18 protein-coding genes and 2 pseudogenes are annotated in these 16,755 nt (G+C 43.1%); 13 read left to right on the top strand and 7 right to left on the bottom strand.

The features are described 5' to 3' along the window. Window positions 1-192 precede the first annotated feature (192 nt). Window positions 193-672: an outer membrane beta-barrel protein gene (locus A8140_RS09070; RefSeq protein WP_005534997.1), complete on the top strand. Its 480-nt coding sequence runs from the start codon at window positions 193-195 to the stop codon at window positions 670-672. A 215-nt stretch (window positions 673-887) separates the two neighbouring features. Continuing rightward, on the top strand, window positions 888-1,403 hold the full coding sequence (locus A8140_RS09065; RefSeq protein WP_005433757.1) for a porin family protein: 516 nt from the start codon (window positions 888-890) through the stop codon (window positions 1,401-1,403). A 74-nt stretch (window positions 1,404-1,477) separates the two neighbouring features. Here A8140_RS09065 and A8140_RS09060 read toward each other — a convergent pair whose 3' ends face one another. The 4 genes from A8140_RS09060 to metA form a co-directional block, all read right to left on the bottom strand. Continuing rightward, on the bottom strand, window positions 1,478-1,882 hold the full coding sequence (locus tag A8140_RS09060) for a hypothetical protein (protein ID WP_005534996.1): 405 nt from the start codon (window positions 1,880-1,882) through the stop codon (window positions 1,478-1,480). Continuing rightward, window positions 1,866-3,464 carry a S41 family peptidase gene (locus tag A8140_RS09055; protein ID WP_005534995.1) on the bottom strand — a complete coding sequence of 533 codons (1,599 nt, stop codon included), beginning with the start codon at window positions 3,462-3,464 and terminating at the stop codon, window positions 1,866-1,868. Before A8140_RS09055 ends, A8140_RS09060 begins: the two co-directional genes overlap by 17 nt. Before the next feature lie 335 nt (window positions 3,465-3,799). Next, window positions 3,800-4,528 (bottom strand): type IV pilus biogenesis/stability protein PilW, encoded by a 729-nt coding sequence (gene pilW, locus A8140_RS09050; RefSeq protein WP_033000519.1) that lies wholly within the window; start codon window positions 4,526-4,528, stop codon window positions 3,800-3,802. A 149-nt stretch (window positions 4,529-4,677) separates the two neighbouring features. Next, window positions 4,678-5,619, bottom strand: coding sequence for a homoserine O-acetyltransferase MetA (metA, locus tag A8140_RS09045; protein WP_005534992.1), 942 nt, complete (start codon window positions 5,617-5,619; stop codon window positions 4,678-4,680). A gap of 1,165 nt (window positions 5,620-6,784) precedes the next feature. On the opposite strand from metA, the gene A8140_RS09040 reads away from it, so the two are divergent. The 4 genes from A8140_RS09040 (at window position 6,785) to A8140_RS09025 (ending at window position 9,018) form a co-directional block, all read left to right on the top strand. Further along, the gene (locus A8140_RS09040; RefSeq protein WP_005534990.1) at window positions 6,785-7,186 is read left to right on the top strand and encodes a hypothetical protein; all 402 of its coding nucleotides are present in this window, start codon (window positions 6,785-6,787) and stop codon (window positions 7,184-7,186) included. Between the two features lie 134 nt (window positions 7,187-7,320). Then, window positions 7,321-7,665, top strand: a complete 345-nt coding sequence (locus tag A8140_RS09035) for a GNAT family N-acetyltransferase (RefSeq protein ID WP_005534986.1) — start codon at window positions 7,321-7,323, stop codon at window positions 7,663-7,665. A 186-nt stretch (window positions 7,666-7,851) separates the two neighbouring features. Continuing rightward, a complete protein-coding gene (locus A8140_RS09030; protein WP_005534984.1) occupies window positions 7,852-8,532 on the top strand; it encodes a hypothetical protein in 681 nt (226 codons plus the stop codon). Window positions 8,533-8,685: 153 nt separating this feature from the next. After that, a complete protein-coding gene (locus tag A8140_RS09025) occupies window positions 8,686-9,018 on the top strand; it encodes a DMT family transporter (protein ID WP_005534982.1) in 333 nt (110 codons plus the stop codon). A 70-nt stretch (window positions 9,019-9,088) separates the two neighbouring features. Here the strand turns inward: A8140_RS09025 and A8140_RS09020 are convergent. Further along, window positions 9,089-9,439: pseudogene (locus A8140_RS09020) on the bottom strand (amino acid permease); the annotation flags it as partial. Window positions 9,440-9,734: 295 nt separating this feature from the next. On the opposite strand from A8140_RS09020, the gene A8140_RS25115 reads away from it, so the two are divergent. Further along, entirely contained in the window at window positions 9,735-9,872 is a 138-nt protein-coding gene (locus A8140_RS25115) for a hypothetical protein (protein WP_155483759.1), read from the top strand. Window positions 9,873-9,929: 57 nt separating this feature from the next. On the opposite strand, the gene A8140_RS09015 is transcribed toward A8140_RS25115, so the two are convergent. Then, on the bottom strand, window positions 9,930-10,559 hold the full coding sequence (locus A8140_RS09015) for a LysE family translocator (protein WP_005534980.1): 630 nt from the start codon (window positions 10,557-10,559) through the stop codon (window positions 9,930-9,932). Window positions 10,560-10,989: 430 nt separating this feature from the next. Here A8140_RS09015 and A8140_RS09010 point away from each other — a divergent pair. From A8140_RS09010 to A8140_RS08995, 4 genes and pseudogenes are all read left to right on the top strand, one after another. After that, window positions 10,990-11,937: pseudogene (locus tag A8140_RS09010) on the top strand (LpxL/LpxP family Kdo(2)-lipid IV(A) lauroyl/palmitoleoyl acyltransferase). Between the two features lie 101 nt (window positions 11,938-12,038). Next, the gene (gene fos / locus A8140_RS09005; RefSeq protein WP_005534978.1) at window positions 12,039-12,437 is read left to right on the top strand and encodes a fosfomycin resistance glutathione transferase; all 399 of its coding nucleotides are present in this window, start codon (window positions 12,039-12,041) and stop codon (window positions 12,435-12,437) included. A 10-nt stretch (window positions 12,438-12,447) separates the two neighbouring features. Then, on the top strand, window positions 12,448-12,969 hold the full coding sequence (thpR, locus tag A8140_RS09000) for an RNA 2',3'-cyclic phosphodiesterase (RefSeq protein WP_005534976.1): 522 nt from the start codon (window positions 12,448-12,450) through the stop codon (window positions 12,967-12,969). A gap of 57 nt (window positions 12,970-13,026) precedes the next feature. Then, entirely contained in the window at window positions 13,027-13,599 is a 573-nt protein-coding gene (locus A8140_RS08995; protein ID WP_005534973.1) for a hypothetical protein, read from the top strand. A gap of 49 nt (window positions 13,600-13,648) precedes the next feature. On the opposite strand, the gene A8140_RS08990 is transcribed toward A8140_RS08995, so the two are convergent. After that, window positions 13,649-15,121: a carboxypeptidase M32 gene (locus A8140_RS08990; protein WP_005534972.1), complete on the bottom strand. Its 1,473-nt coding sequence runs from the start codon at window positions 15,119-15,121 to the stop codon at window positions 13,649-13,651. Window positions 15,122-15,537: 416 nt separating this feature from the next. Between A8140_RS08990 and A8140_RS08985 the strand changes: the two genes are divergently transcribed. Both A8140_RS08985 and A8140_RS08980 read left to right on the top strand, forming a co-directional pair. Continuing rightward, on the top strand, window positions 15,538-16,173 hold the full coding sequence (locus A8140_RS08985) for a LysE family translocator (RefSeq protein ID WP_005534971.1): 636 nt from the start codon (window positions 15,538-15,540) through the stop codon (window positions 16,171-16,173). Then, window positions 16,173-16,739, top strand: a complete 567-nt coding sequence (locus tag A8140_RS08980; RefSeq protein ID WP_005534970.1) for a hypothetical protein — start codon at window positions 16,173-16,175, stop codon at window positions 16,737-16,739. The genes A8140_RS08985 and A8140_RS08980 overlap by 1 nt, the downstream gene beginning before the upstream one ends. Window positions 16,740-16,755 lie beyond the last annotated feature (16 nt).

Here is a 16,755-nt window from a genome sequence, read left to right as displayed (position 1 = left end):
GTTTTTTCTTGTGGGGATTGCTGAGTAATCAATGGCTTGTTCAGTGACAGGCGTGATTGGTACAGTAATTGCAGCTATTTACCCACAAGTGATTTTAAGTCATAAGGGAGGCAATGGTTCGCCTCCCTTGTGTTTGCAGTACCGACCTCTGCGGGTGCAGATGTGGGCGATAATAAAGAGTAAAGGTTGATGATGAAGAAAACTCTATTGGCAGTGGCACTTCTAAGTGCTTCTTCTGCAGCAATGGCAGATTCATGGATTTATGGTGGTGCTTCTGTAGGTCAGTCTGACTACAAAGGCGAAACAGACACGTCTTACTCTGTACACGTAGGTACAGGTATTCTGCCAATCATCGGTATCGAAGCGGGTGTTACTCAACACGGTGAATTCAAGATCGCTGGTCAAGAAACTAAACTGACTTCTTACTACGCTGCGCTTAAACCAAGCATCGACTTCGGTCCTTTGCATGTTTACGCGAAAGGCGGTATCCACCAGTGGGATAAGAAAGTTTCTGGCGGCAAAGACGACGATGATGTTGATCTAATGTACGGTGTAGGTGCGGAATACATCATTTTCGGCCCTATGTCTGTTGGCGCAAGCTACATGAACTACACAGCGGGTAAAGACGACATCGGTACGTTCTCTGTAAACGCGACGTTGCACTTCCTATAATTATCGAGCCTCTCGAAGATTTATTTGATAAACACCGGCAACGCGCCGGTGTTTTTTTGTCTGTAAATCACACAAATAGACATTGAACAGAACTTATTCATTTCTTGCTCTTAAAACCAGCCACTTTTTGAATATAGTATTTACCTAGATACACAAGGAACGCGATGTAATTCGCGTGATGTTCCGTTCATGAATCGAACAGGAAAGGTATAACTATGAAAACAAAACTCTCGTTATTGGCTTTAGCGCTTTGCTCAACGTCTGCGATGGCTGATTCTTGGCTTTATGCTGGTGGTCAAATCGGTCAATCTGACATCGACAGTGAAAGTGATACGACTTACGGTATCCATGTAGGTACGGGGATCTTACCGCTGATCGGCATTGAGGTTGGCTACTTTAATCATGGTCAAGTAGATTTAAATCTTGGTGGTAACAAAGGCGATGTGGATTTCTCTTCATTCTATCTAGCGGCGAAACCAAGTATCGATTTTGGTCCTCTGCACGTTTACGCGAAGGGCGGTATCAACGCGTTTAACGTCGAATACAATGGTAATTTGAGTAGCTTGGACAAAGACGATGGTGTGTCTTACATGTACGGTGTTGGTGCGGAATACTTCCTGTTAGATAACATTTCTCTCGGTGCAAGTTATCAAGCATTTGGTGTAGATATTGATGGTGATAGTGATACCGTTAGTAGCATCACTGGTAACGTGACGTTCCATTTCTTATAAATAGAAGTGGGTCAGTGAACAGATAATAAACAAACGCGCCGTTATTTTGGATAAAGTAACGGCGCGCTTTTTGATTAATCCTGAATTGGATTCGGTCGACATTGTATGTTGGTTAGAGGAATAAACTTGTCGTCTTTCTCGTAATAAACGCCACATTCCTCATCTCTGAGCTGCAAGGTGTATTGATCGGGCAACTCTGTCTCTGCACCGTTCAATGGCATGTTGTAACTCTCCATCAATTGTCCAGAAACGATCAACAAGTGAGAGCTCGTTTCAAACGTATTGGAAGCAATTTTCGGTGGTACTTGGTTGCCTTGAATCGTCGTAATCGCTCGTTGAATTTCCGTAACGGTGTCGCTAGATGTCTTAATGCTGAGTGCATTGACGGCGTCGCTGTTACTTGACGATGCACACCCCGTCAGCATCAGGCTCATCGTTGCTCCGGTGATCAATGCTTTTGTTCTAGTTAATTTTGACATGAATAGCCTCTTGTCGCAGTGGATCAAGCTGTTGATTTAGTGGAGTGCCACCCAGCATAGGCATAAGGCGAGGTGCTTTTGCTACGGCTGGTGCCGGTGGACAAGTTCCTGTGGTCATGTAGTTTAATGCTGCAGACAACATGCCTTCAGAACTATTACCCAATGGTTTGGTTAAATCATCCGCAACAACGCAGCCTTCCACTTTGTCATCTATACCAATATTAGACGATACTAGACTTTTTGCTGTAGGTGTAAAGCCATCGGCAAAATCACCAAAGCCCTTAGCGTTCGAGGACTTAAATTGAATCGTGTAATACATGTTGCCACAGTTTTGTTGAGGGGAGAAACCGTAAGGCTTACCCGTTGTCGTCGTACCAATTTGAACGACTTCGACATCAATACCGCGAAGACCGTTGATAAGCAGTTCACTAGATGACGCGGTGTTATCTGTAGTTAAAACGTAAACGCGTTTCGCACTTAATGTCGGTAGAGCATTGTCAGTCAAGATACCTTTACCCCAATCAATTTCGGTATCGACAAAGTTATAAACGTTATTTTCTACCTCGCCGGAGTTCATGATCCTGTCGTTGTAAATCAGTTCAGCAAACGTGGAGGTGGAATGTGTACCAGCTAGCATGTAGCCAACTTGTGCAGACTGCCAAACTAAGCCACCACCGTTGTAACGGAGATCCATAATAATTTCGTCAACGTTTGCCGCTGATAGTTGGTTAAAGGCATTAATAAGCGGTTGTTGTGCGGTGACTTCAAACGCGTTGTACTGCATGTAACCGACTTTTGTCCCATCGTTGTCGATGATTTTTACATTACGAACTGGGCTTGTCGCTACGTCTGCAGAGGTGAGCGTAACTATTTTTGGCGCACCATCTACCGTTTCGAATGTGAACGTGAAGTTTTTGCCTAGTTCAGGGGAGAAAAGTGTCTTGTTGATGAAGTCAATCTCTGCACGAGAGGATGTGTTTACAACATCAATATCATTAATTTTTAGTAGCTTATCACCACGTGCAACACCGTTTGAAGATGCTGGAGAATGGTCTTCGGTGTAAGAGATGATAACTTCTCGTGGCTCAGTATTTTGCACAAACTTCCAGTTAAAACCAAAGCCAGCCACGAGTCCCGCCTGTTGCGATTTCATATAATCTTCGTATGAACGAGTGAAGTGGAATCGGTCTTTATTTTGACCCGAAGCCGTTTTGTCAGATGTCACAAGAGAATTGAAGTAAGTGAGAACAGATGGATATTTACTTGGATTGTTATCCGGGATTTCGTCATACCAAAGGTAGGTGTCATTGCTGAATGCACGAAGGAACATTTTCTCGTGCAACGTTGAACCAGCTTCATCTGGGTACTTTTTTCCTGTGTAAGGATCAATCCCCGTTCTTGCGATACTACATTTGTTAGCAAAACTGCTAGCAGGGACAGAAAAATCTCTAAATTTCCATGTGATAATATCTGTTGGTGCAGTACTCGTTGGGGTATCGCTGGAGCTACCTCCACCTCCACAGCCTTGCAACAATACGATAGGCAGGGTTGCAACCAACGCTAAGTTTCTATGCTTCAACATAATTTTCCTTTTATCTGTGATGTTTATATATTTAGTTGTTTTTGATTAAATTTTTATAAGCCACTCGAATGTATAAATTTTAATGATGCTTGTGCAAACAGTGAGCATTGTTGTGTGATTGTTATCATACAAATTAGAGTAAAAGTTCAGTTGTTAGTTTGGTGGAAATTTACACATCTCTAATAAATGTTAGGTTATGTAGTATGCAGTGGCTCAAAAATAGCAGTGGCACAATTATGACGTTAGATGACTTGCCAGGAAGTAAGAAAGGGCACTGACTTTTTTCGTTGGAAAAGAGCCGATTTGATCTTTTCGGCACTTACATCGCGATGGCATTAAGAAATTTGGTCGAGCTGATATTGGTACTTTTTCTCGAGAGCCTCATTACCCGCCGCGCGTTCGAGCTCAACCATGAGGCGTAAAGAGGGCTTTTTCACGCCGTACATTTGATTAAAACGCATAAGTCGAATACGAGCATCAGTGTAATTTCCACTGTCGATTTCGAGCTTAGCAAGCTGAAGGATCGATTTAGGTCGATGAGGGTCGTGGTCTATAGCGCGAGTGAAGTAGTATTTCGCTTTATCTTTATGGTTTGATTTCAGGGCGCAGAATCCGGCATTTTCGTAGCTGGCAGGGATCAGGTAATAGTATGGTTGCTCAATCGCTCGATTAAACATCTTGTCAGCTTGTTTGTACTCGCCTTGCTTGCATAAGAAGGTGCCGTAGTTATTGAGCACGTTACCGTTCTTTGAATTCTGTCTTATAGAACGCTTATACATGTCTTCCGCTTTAGCATCTTCTCCAACGGTTTCGTAATAGTGGGCCATTGAGAGCTGAGCTCGGTAATAGTTTGGGGCGTGGGTGAGGGCTTGCTGGAGATTGTCGTGCGCTCTGATCATGCTACCGCTTTCCAAGTAACCTAGGCCTAGAGCGATTCGAGACTCTGCCATTGAGACAGGATCTGCTTTGACGACAGGGCTGTTGCCTTCTTCATTAACGGTTACACACCCCACCAAGCCTAATTGACTTGCTAATACCAACGTACTGAGTTTTCCAAACTTCATATCCATGCCCCACATCCCTGATTCACAAAGCATGATATGAATTCCGATGCAAAAGCCTAACGAGGATAAAACACTATGCGATCAGGTTGGCAAACTGACGTAAAAAAGCCGCCAGTTGGCGGCTTAGTTCACACTCTAAAATCAGGGAGTTAGTCGTCCTTTGTGAACGCATCCTCGCTGAAATGATCCAGATCATACGGCGTTTGTTGGTAAACACAGTAGTTAAGCCAGTTAGAAAACAGCAGGTGTCCATGACTTCGCCAACTTGCGCATGGTGGGTTATCCGGATTGTTATTTGGGTAATAGTTGATTGGAATTGCTGGCTCCATACCTTCACCTAGGTCACGAATATACTCGTTGTGTAATGTGTGTGAGTCGTATTCCGGGTGACCAGTAACAAACACATTCCTTTTGTCTTTTGTTGTTGCCAGGTAGGTACCAGCAACATCAGAAGTCGCGAGGATATCAAGGTCAGTGTGTTCTTCTAAAAACTCAGGCGAAAAATCAGCGTAACGTGAGTGTGGTGCTAGGAAGGTATCATCAAAGCCACGCAAAAGAGGGTGGTATTGATGATGGATCTTGTGATGGTAGACCCCCGATAGCTTCTCTTTACGTGTTTTCTTTGGCAAGTTATACAGCAGCTTCAACCCAGCTTGTGCCGCCCAGCACACGTACAGTGTTGAAGTGACGTGATGTTTTGCCCACTCCATAATGGTTTTTAAGTGGTCCCAATAAATCACATCTTCAAACTGAACCAAACCTAATGGCGCACCTGTAATAATGAGTCCATCGAAGTTTTTACCTTTCACCATCTCAAACTGACGATAAAACGTATCTAAGTGTTCGGTTGGCGTACTCTTACTTGGTCGGTTATCAATTCTTAGCAGCTCCACATTCACTTGAAGAGGGCTGTTAGAAAGTAGGCGCAGAAACTGAGTTTCTGTCTCAATCTTCTTTGGCATCAAATTGAGAATAAGCACTCGCAATGGACGGATTTCCTGACTTGCCGCTCGACTTTCGCTCATCACAAAGATGTTCTCTGTCCTTAATACATCGCTAGCGGGTAACTGATCTGGAATTCTAATTGGCACGGCTTTCTCTCCCTAAGCTTTATTTTTTAGACGTCTATACATCTAAAACTACCCCAATTGCCTACGGATGTCGATACGAAATGTGACTTTGAACTCGATTTCTTTCCAAATGGCTAGAACATCTAAAGCTTTAATATTTTGAACATGTAGCCAGTCAATAAAATATAACACTCATATATATTTTATTGGCCTCATCTCTTTTATTAGGAAATCATGAAAATAGCGCTGGTTTTTAATAATTATAAATATATTTTTTATCTTCGTAATTGTAGTTATATTCCAAGAGTTAACCTGATGTTTTTCATTGTAAAGATTTGTTACAGTTTTATTTCACTTTTATAGAGTGCCATGTTTTTTAAAACATATTTAATTGAGTTAATTAACTGAGTTCTATTGAAATAATAAGTTTTATAAATTAGAGTTCATGCACCATTAAACGAGGGTGGTGGTTTCGTTGTGCTTTCAAGTGGAAGTCCGAGGTGAGCGCTTCTTCGTTTGTGGTTAAGGTATTGTTTTAATTTTGGTTTGTATGGATTTGTATGATGTTGTCTTTAGAGTATTACAGCATGTTGTTTTATTGGGCCTGTAATCTTTAAATCATATCAGAAAATTATATTAACCTTATTAAAATTAAGATTTATGAGAGTTTCATAAGTCATGTATATTTCCGAACCGTTTGAATAATTAATATTAGAATAAAGTTATATTAAGTACCGTATGCATCATTCATTAACTCGTCAGTTGTTAGTGGTAAGGTTTATTAAAGATGGTGGCAAGGATATTAAAAATAATATAACCAACTATCCTTGTTGATGCAGTTAAAAATCATCTTGTTGACGTGGACCTAAAAAAGCCCAGCATTATGCTGGGCTTTTTTTATGTGTGTAATTACCCGAGCGAGCAGTTACCGAAGTGAATGGTCCAGTTAACAACACGGCAGCGTGAGCCGGTACTTTTCGGTTGCATGGAAAACCCAATCAGCAGGATGTGATTACGGCAAGATTTCTGAGTACATTTTTGTGTAACGGATACGGTAGCGTTTGAAGACGATTATGAGATCGAGTTAGTATAAATTTTGAGCCCAAATACTAATAAAGAGACTCATCGGCTCGCCAGCACGTCTGTTAGTGCGTTGTTTGGCTCATCACCGTCAGTGGAGGACATTATGTTTGGCATGTTTAAAAGAAAAGCTATCATTCAGAGCATCGCACATCAGGTGCCTATCGTGTTACTTAGAGAGTTTGGTGATAAGGACGTTTACCTACCGGATGAAGTAGACAAAGCGTTGACTGAACTTGGTCACGATAAATTGAAAGACATGGCGCGTTATCAATACGCTTACGGCATGTTTACGAGCTTGGCGAGTTATGAGCAGTTAGGTTTAACCGAAGCGTTAGGCAATCACGGCTATTTCCAGAGGGAGGTAGGTAAAATGCTGCTTAACACTCCAGAGCCTATCGATATGCACATCTACTTCGAGCTTGCGCAGCAACATCGTTTTAGTAAGCCTAGTTCTGATGTAGCAGGTGAGGTCGGTGTTGTTGATAGCGCGGATGGGGGCTACTAGTGACAGAGCAAACCTTCCAAATTCATTTTCTTGCAGATTTTCCAGATGAGTCTTACATTATCGCACGCTGGTACTTTGACGAGTGAGCTTATACCGTCCCTGGTGTTACGCCCGCTCAAGTTCATGAAAAAGTCTTGCTTAAGGCTAACAGCCGACACGAATTTCCACTCGCATTTGTTGTTCATGATGAAAACAACAAGCTTGTCGCGACCGCAGAACTTAAGATCAGAGAGAACATTGACTTTCCAGAATACGAACATTGGTTAGGTGGTGTATATGTAGAGGATTCAGCTCGGGGTAAAGACTATGCTGCGGCGCTCGTGGCTCGTGCTCAAAACCATGTTTCTCAGCTTGGTTTTAACAAACTGTTCCTACAATGCGAACAACATAATGAAGCTTTATATTGGAAATATGGCTTTCGACCTCTACATTACGCTCTACATAACGACATTCAAACTACCATTATGGTTTGGCAGTAATCTCAGTTAGATCTTTAAATCATCGTTTCTCTCTTTTAGCGCAACTTAAACACCACATAAGCATCTGTATGTACATGTTGACGTTGATCAAAAAATGCCACTTTTTGTCTCGCCTTTATTCAACTTGTTCAATAATCTTTTAAAGTTCCAGTGTCGAGTTTTGGAATCAAGATCATGGAGAGCGATATGCGAAAGTGTCTCAGCGCGATCACGCTTTTAGGGTTTGTCGCGTGCAGCCTGTCAGATGATATTTACATGGAAGGTAGAACACTTTACTTCAATGGAGAGATAAGTACAGAAAAGGTTAGAGAAGCCATAGAGCTTGCTAATGTTCAGCCGGACGGTGTTGTTGCACTGATGATAGACAGTGATTCTGGCGAATACCGACCAGCCATGGAGCTTGGTCGATGGCTTTACAATAATCAAGTTCATCTCATTGTTAATGGCACGTGTGCGTCTGCTTGTGCTAATTATGTGCTTACTGCTGCGCCAAGTACTTTGGTGATGAAAGGTTCAGAAGTGTTGTGGTTCGGCGGTGCGATGAAAGATGAATGGGACACTGATGGCTTCGACCAAGAAGAACTTGAACAATGGCAGCAGTCACTGACCTTATGGCGACAACATGAAGATGCGTTTTTTGCCTTGGTCGCTGTGAATCCAAAGATCACCATGTTTGGGCACCTAAATAAGCGCGAGAAGTTGCAAAAGGCTGGATGCGATACGAGCAAAGCGGCTTGGATGTACCGCATTGATGACATGCAAAAGTTGGGGCTGAATAATATCGTTTATGCAGATCCAGAATCTTTGTTAGCAGCTCGAATGGATACGTCTGCCTGTGTAATTAACTTGGAAGAGACTGACTTTTAATCACGATTATTACGCTGGCGTAAATGTGAGTTGCATCACTTTTTATAGCGCGCTAGCGGATTTTGATTATAATGCGGCGCTCAGAGATTCGATATGTCATCGAGTTCAGGTTAATTGAGCGTTGATTGCCTTATGTTCAAAATGCTTGTTTCTATGCCTCCACTGGTTGCTTTATCTATAGCTATCGTGTGTGAGGTGATTGCGACTTCTTCTATTCCTAAGACAGAACAGTTTACCAAAATGATGCCAAGTACAGTGGTTATCATTGGTTATGGTATCGCTTTCTTCCTACTGTCTGTAACAGTAAAAAGCATGCCTGTTGGTATTGTTTATGCGATTTGGAGTGGGGCGGGGATTGTACTTGTCGCTGCTGTCGGTTACTTCCTGTACGGACAAAAGCTCGACCTTGCTGCGCTTGTTGGTATTGGCTTCATCCTCACTGGTGTGATGATTGTTAACTTGCTGTCTAAGACGGTTGGTCACTAACCTAGAAATTCCAAACACAAAAAAGCCGCGATTCGTTCGCGGCTTTTTGCTATCTGATGAGGGGGATGAACTAATTCACCATCACCTCAATCAACTGACCTTGTCGGCGACGTTTGCGGTTTCGGTACATCACGGCCCCAATCGCTGGCAAACTAAAGGCAATGAAACCAAGAATCAATACATAAGCACCTGTCTGAGCGCTTATACCTGCCGGTACATCGAATGAAACGAAGATGGTTACCAGACAGCTCATCAAACCTAAAGCAGCCACCAACATCATGCCAAACTTGCCGCCAGGCACACGAAATGGACGTTCAATGTCCGTATGTTTAGGACGTGAAACCAAGAAGCTGACGAAGATACAGATGTACATCACCATGTAGAGCTGAGTCATTAGAATGTTCAATAGCCACATGCCTCGGGTGGAGAGCATGCGTTCTACAAGTAAGACGGGCGTATTGCAGGGTTGTGAGAATCTGTGGGTATATAGCCAAAAACGGTATGTATTTACCCAAAAATGAAGCGAAATGCCAATGGTTTATTCGTAATCAATTTAAACGTTTGCTCTGGTTAAAAAACGCAAATCGATTTAAAAAATGCATATTAAAAACGTGTTTATAGCGAATTATTTATTACCGGAACTCGAGAAATTGATGGGAAGCTAGCCAAAGTTTGACTCTGACCTTGGGGGAAGGTCTAGATTAAGAGCAGTTAGCGTGATTCAGAAAGTGGAGAAAACCATGGGATGTTGTAATCAAGCGCCAAAGGGCGGCACTGGCAAGCTCTCGTATTTGTTGGGGTTAGTCGCTGTGTTGTTTGTTGGGATCTTGGTGTTAGCCGCTGTTTTTGGCTAAGTCAGAGACAATAAAAAACACGCTCGTGGGCGTGTTTTTCGTATCTTTAGTCTGGCTTTAAAAACGGGTATTAGCTAAACCGATGCCGAAGAAAACAAACAACCCCCCACTTACGTAGTTCAGCCACTTGCTTGTTTTCGAAGAAGTGAGCATGGCCTTAACCTTAGTGGCAAAGAAAATCACAAACAAAAACCAACTAGCAACAATGCTTGCCTGAAGAGCACCCAACATGATGCTTTGCTCGAGAATATGTTCAGGTTGCACAAACTGAGGGAAAATAGAGAGGTAGAACAACACGATTTTTGGATTAAGCAGGTTAGTCAATAGTCCCTTCACAAAGGCTTGCTTGAGAGTCTGTTCCTCGATTTTACGGTCAAGTTTTAACTTTTGGTCTGCCAGTTTAAGTCCACTTCTTAGGTTATTGATGCCCAACCAAATTAAGTACGCAACACCCATCCACTTTAATATGTTGAACGCCAGCGCTGATTGTGAAAGCAACAAGCTCAACCCTTTTGCGGAGACAAAAGCGTGGATCAGAAAGCCAAGTGCCACACCTAAAATATTGGCAATAGCAAAGCGACGACTCTGCGTAAGTGCGGTAAATAAAATGAGTAATGCGTTAGGGCCGGGAATAATGGCTAAAAAGAAGACGATTCCGCCGAAAGCCAGCAAGGTGTCGAAGTTCATGGAGGTTCCAATTACAGCAAAGGATTGGCATCAATGATTAGTTAGCGAGACTGTACACTTCTGAGTGCAGAAAAACAAACGTTTACATCGAGTAGTGTTAACAGAAAAATAAGGGCCATATCATCGAGGATGCAAACCTGCCCCCAAAAGAAGCCAAGTGCACTTTTCTCCCTATGACTTGATTCTTCCTATTCTCTTCTTTTAGCAAAATAGTTAGCACTTTGTTTCAATTCGACGAATATCACGCCCTTTTTGTTTAACTTGATAGTGTCCACCGCAATCTCAGAAAGTTCTTATTGTGTAACGTATTAAAGCGCCATAGCATCCGCGCGCTTTAGTTTTTGTAATAAGTACAGTCAATGGTAATTGCTATTCGCATTTAGCGTTGTTTTTAAGGATTAATAAGACGATTTCGTCTGATGATACATTCATGAATAAGCACACGGCATCAAAATTCAAGGTAGAATTTTTGGCACCTCGCTACTGGGGCACATTGATCATTATTAGCATCATGTACCTTCTTAGCCTCCTCCCATTTCGTGTATAACTCGCGCTAGGAAGCGGAATTGGTCGTATTGCGATGTGATTAATGAAAAAACGACAAGTCACGATCAAACGTAATTTAGAGCTGTGTTTTCCAGACATGAGCCAACAAGAGCGTGAGGCGATTTTAAAAGACAATATCGATAACACGGGCATCGCCTTGTTTGAGACCGCCATGGCGTGGCTTTGGTCAGACAGACGTGTGAGTAAGCACGTAACGATTGAAGGAATGGAACACATTGAAGCGCTAGAAAAACAAGGTGAGGGCGTTTTAATGTTAGCGGTTCACTCGATGAACCTAGAGCTAGGCGCTCGTGCGTTTGGTATCAAAAAATCAGGCTCTGGGGTTTACCGACCAAACAACAACCCATGTTTTGATTACTTTCAATACAAAGGACGTTCTCGTTCGAATCGAACTTTAATCGATCGTAAAAACGTTAAAGGGATGCTTGAAGCGCTCAAAACGGGGCATCGTGTATGGTACGCACCAGACCATGATTACGGTACTCGTCGTTCTACGTTTGCGCCCTTGTTTGCAGTAAAGCGCGCTTGTTCCACGACGGGAACCAGCTTGCTGGTGGATGCGACGGATTGTGCGATTGTGCCGTTTACCATGGTTCGTGAGAGCAATGGTCAATACAAGTTAACCATCAGTGCTCCAGTTGAGGGGTTCCCGAAAAACGACCCAGACCAAGCGGCCGTGTTCGTGAATAAGATTGTCGAGCAGTCCATTATGGCGAGTCCGAGTCAATACATGTGGCTACATCGCCGTTTTAAAACACGACCGGATGGCGAATGCTGTTTGTATAAACCTAGACTTGCTCCGGCAATGTAAATACCAAGCCCAGACATTGTTCTGGGCTTTCTTTTATCTGTCGATTCAATTCTGCATAGTTGTTTGCCACAATAGCGATGATGAATTACCAAGGACGAGTCATGCTGACAGGATTGAACCACATTACGATAGCGGTGAGTGATTTAGAACGGTCGCTAGCGTTCTATATTAAAGCGCTCGGTTTTAAAGGGCATGTAAAGTGGAAGCGCGGTGCGTATCTCTCATTGGGTGACCTATGGCTTTGTTTATCGGTCGACAAGCCCGACGAAAAACATGATTACACCCACATTGCTTTTACTGTTTCACAGCAAAATTTTACCGACTTTACCAACACAATTATCGAGTTGGGTATTCGCCAATGGAAAGAGAATAAAAGTGAAGGGGAGTCGTTATACATCCTTGATCCTGATGGCCACAAGTTAGAAATCCACACTGGCGATTTATACTCTCGATTAGAGAGCATAAAGCATCAACCTTATGAAGGGTTAGAGTGGCTTTAGGAGCGTGCAGATGAGATTATTTTTCGCGCTTACCTTTGATAAAACTAGCAAGTCAAAGCTCAAGCAAATTCAAGAAAAGTTAAAACAGCATGAGATAGTAGGGAGATACACTCGCAAAGAAAACTTCCATATTACTTTAGCTTTTATTGGTGAATCGACACATGAGGAGTCTCAGCAACTAACGAAGATTCTTCACAATCTGAAGTCTTCTTGCAAACATATTACTGTTGATCATCTAGGTTCGTTTTACCAAAGTGGCAGACAACTAGCGTGGTTGGGTATTGAAGACAATCATGCTGTTACCAATCTGCAAAATGAACTGATAGAAGCACTGGAACAGGATGGCTTCGCGACGGAGTCACGACACTACGTTCCGCACATTACATTAGCTCGTCATATCGATAAGCAAGCGCCACTGGATGATATAAAGATCTTACCACTGCCGTTACCGATTGATGCTATCGCACTAATGGAAAGTAAAACGGTAGAGGGTAAATTGATTTATCGAGCAATTGCAGAAGTTGCTTGTTAGTCGTCAGGATAAAATTTACGTTATTGATCGTGTTAGCCAGATCTAGGGAGGTAGAGAATGGAAACTCTGAATTATCAGATGGATGGTGAATCAGTGCAGGCGCTGCGATCCATCATAGGACTAGAATGTAAAGTGATGATGAGCAGTGAGGGCTCTGGCTTTGAATCGAATACAGGGACGAGCCTGTCTCCTCTATTTTTCCAGATACCTGCCGGTTTTATTGAGTTAAGCAACGATTGGTATACCAGCCCTCAAGGGCATGACTTTCATTTGCCCATTGCAAGATTTATTCATGAATTGAATCCAAAAGACGTTAAGGCAGGGCAACTGGAGGGCGTAAAGCTTTTCGAAGCATCTAAGGCAATAGAATTTATAGAAGTCCTTAGCTTACGCAGTCGTAAAGCAGTAAAAGAAAACTTTACTGATAAAGTCTTTGTTCCTTCTTCAGAGGTTGTCATTTATGACTTTGGCTTCAACATTGTATTTGTTGATGGCGATTGTATCTCGATCAAAACGGAAGACGATTCTATCTTAGGTGCATGGCTTATTTCTGATGCACCGATAGAGCCATATCATGTTGAAGATATTTACGAGGAAACGTTAGAAGCTCGAATCAGGATAACAAGCTAATAAAATGAGCAGCACTGGGCTGCTCATTCTACTTTTGCTTTCGCTACTATTATAGGTAACGGTTTTCTAAGTGCGTTTTAAAGTGTTTTGCGTTTAGCACTTCACCCGTTGCTTGTGTTACCAAATCATCGGTCGAGAACAAGCTAGCTTTACTCCAGATGTTGTCTGATAGCCAAGTGAAGATTGGTGATAGGTCACCGGAGAGAATTGCGCCGTCTACGTCAACCGTTTGCTTCATCGCTGCCATAAACTGCGCTGCATACATCGCACCTAAGGTGTATGACGGGAAGTAACCGAAGGCACCATCTGTCCAGTGGATATCCTGCATACAACCATTTTTGAAGTTACCTTCAGTTGAAAGACCCAAGTACGCTTTCATCTTTTCGTTCCACAACTCTGGAACGTCAGTGTGATTGATCACGCCGTTCATTAGGTCGCGTTCAATCTCGTAACGTAGGATAACGTGAGCAGGGTAGGTCAGTTCGTCAGCGTCTACACGGATAAAGCCTTTCTCTACGTGAGTGTAAATTTTCGACAAATTGTCTTGTGCAAACTCTGGGCCTTCAAAGTGGTTAGATGCCAGGCGTGCTAAGTGCTCTACAAATGCTTGGCTACGACCAACTTGCATTTCGAAGAACAAAGATTGAGATTCATGAATGCCCATTGAACGAGCTTGACCAGCCATTGTACCAGCCAGCGATTTTGGCAAACCCTGCTCGTAACGAGCGTGCCCCGTTTCATGCACGATACCCATCAAAGATTGCACGAACTCTTTTTCATCGTAGCGAGTGGTAATACGGACATCTGTTGGTACGCCGCCACAGAATGGGTGGACACTTTCATCGAGGCGACCGTGTTCAAAGTCGAATTGAAGCAGCTTCATGACTTCCAGGCCCAACGCTTTTTGCTTCTCAGCAGGGTAATGGCCGTTTGGCAGCAGAATGTTATTGCCTTTTTGCTTCTCAATGGCGTCATCAATCATGGATGGGAGCCACGTCTTTACATCTGCGAATAGGGCATCTAGAGATGCCGATGTTGTGCCCGGTTCGTACAGTTCTAGCATTGCATCATATGGCGATGTACCAGCCGCTTCTGCACGAATTTGCGCTTCTTCCTGAGACAGCTTTACCACTTCAGCCCAGTTTTTTTCGAAGCCTGCCCAGTCGTCATTACCACGTTGGGTGCGCCACGTGTGTTCACATTTAGAACCTGCTAGCGATTGCGCTTGTACCAAAGATTCAGGAAGCAGGTTCGCTTGCTGCCAATCGCGCTTCATTTCACGCAGCACGGCTTGATCTTGGCTTGATAGTGACTCTTCTTCTGCTTGTGCAAATAGATCGCCCAAATGAGGCTGAGTCATAAGAGAGTGAATGTGAACCTCTAGTTCTGCCATGGCGTTTGAACGTGCTTCTGCTCCGCCAGATGGCATCACAGAGGCTTGGTCCCAACCTACAATTGCAGATAGGTGGCCAAAGTTAGAGACTTTTTTTGAATGTTCGACGAGTTTTTGAAATGCGCTCATGTGACTACTCTTAATTATGTTCTTTCCTTAAACGCCCCAAACGGGGTCCTTGAACTTGACGTTCGTATCTCTCGACACCGATGCAGAGAAAAAGGCAGTATCAAGGCAATGTCGATAGAGAAGTGAGTCTAATTTACTATTTATTAACAAATAATGCAGGTCTATTGTGCACAAATTCAGGCACTTGTATAGATAAGCCAGACGAACTTAGCGGTGTGATGAATTGGTAAAGACGCTCAATGTGCTTGAGTTCATCGCTTTAACATGACAGATCTTTTGTCCAAACTCTCTACGGTTTGAGCGAGCCCTCGTCTCGACACAGTGTGACTTTCAACGACTTAGATCACAAAAGTTGCTTGCACATTAAATGTTTTGACGGTATTGATGTGGAATGCTTAACCACATTTCACAAAAATATGGATATTTTGAATTTTGAGGCATTTCTGATTGCCATTACGATCTTGACGCTCACGCCGGGATTGGACACCGCATTGGTAATTCGTAATACAAGCCGTTCAGGCCTTAAGGACGGCTGTACAACTAGTCTGGGAATTTGCTTTGGTCTATTTGTTCATGCACTGTTTTCAGCGATCGGGATTTCTGCCGTTCTGGCGCAATCTGCTGAGTTGTTTCAGATGGTCAAAATTGTAGGCGCCGCTTACTTGATTTGGCTGGGGCTAATCAGCTTGCGCGCATTGATGAAGTCAAGTGGTGGTATTGCGGTCTCTGAGCAAGCGCACCAAGCATACAGTGGTAAACGTGCATTCCGTGAAGGCTTCCTTTCTAACGTTTTAAACCCGAAAACGGCAGTATTTTATCTCGCATTTTTGCCCCAGTTTGTAAATCCTGAAGGCTCTCCACTGCTGCAATCTATGCTGATGGCATCGATTCATTTCATCATTGCGATGGTGTGGCAATGTGGATTAGCTGGCGCTTTGAACTCAGCAAAAACACTGCTGAAAAACGCAAGTTTCATGAAGTGGATGGAGGGGGCTACGGGGGCTGTACTCGTGGCGCTTGGTATTAAACTACTTGTGGAAAAACCAGTCTAATGCGTGTTCTTATCCGAATTGTCATTGCCTTATTTATCTTTATCGCTCTTATGCTTGGCGTTGTTGCTTGGAAGACGGTACCTCAGCTGAACTTTGCTGAAAAAGGAATGAGATGGGACTGGCATTGGTCTTATTTTGAGCCGTTTTCAAATGGCATTCAAGCCACGCGAACGCAGGACACAAAACAGCTGTTGCTACGACGAGTTTATTTGCAAGAGTTAACGGCGGTGTTTGTCGGTACCACGCTAGACAATAAGTTTGAGATTGATGTCGTTAACCAAGAACTGTGTGAACCAGAAAGCAGTAAATGGGTTTCGGTCTCTGTCAACGGTCAGCCTATGTCTCATGTCCCTATGGTGTGTGAAGGTTCGGGAGAGAGCTACATTTATCGCTTCGTAGGCACAAAGCTGAGAAGTTTAGAGTTTGGCATTGATAACCATTTTATTAGAGAGGACTTCAGCCAATGGCCGATTTCGGAAATCAAGGCTGATCAGTTTAAGCAACAACATTCTGCATTCTTTAATAAGCAAGGTGAGGGTGAAGAGCATCAATGGCTAAGAGATTAAACTATAGATGCTGAGC

This window comes from Vibrio campbellii CAIM 519 = NBRC 15631 = ATCC 25920 (assembly GCF_002163755.1).
GTDB classification, from domain to species: Bacteria; Pseudomonadota; Gammaproteobacteria; order Enterobacterales; family Vibrionaceae; genus Vibrio; species Vibrio campbellii.
This window is presented reverse-complemented; position numbering and strand designations above follow the sequence as displayed.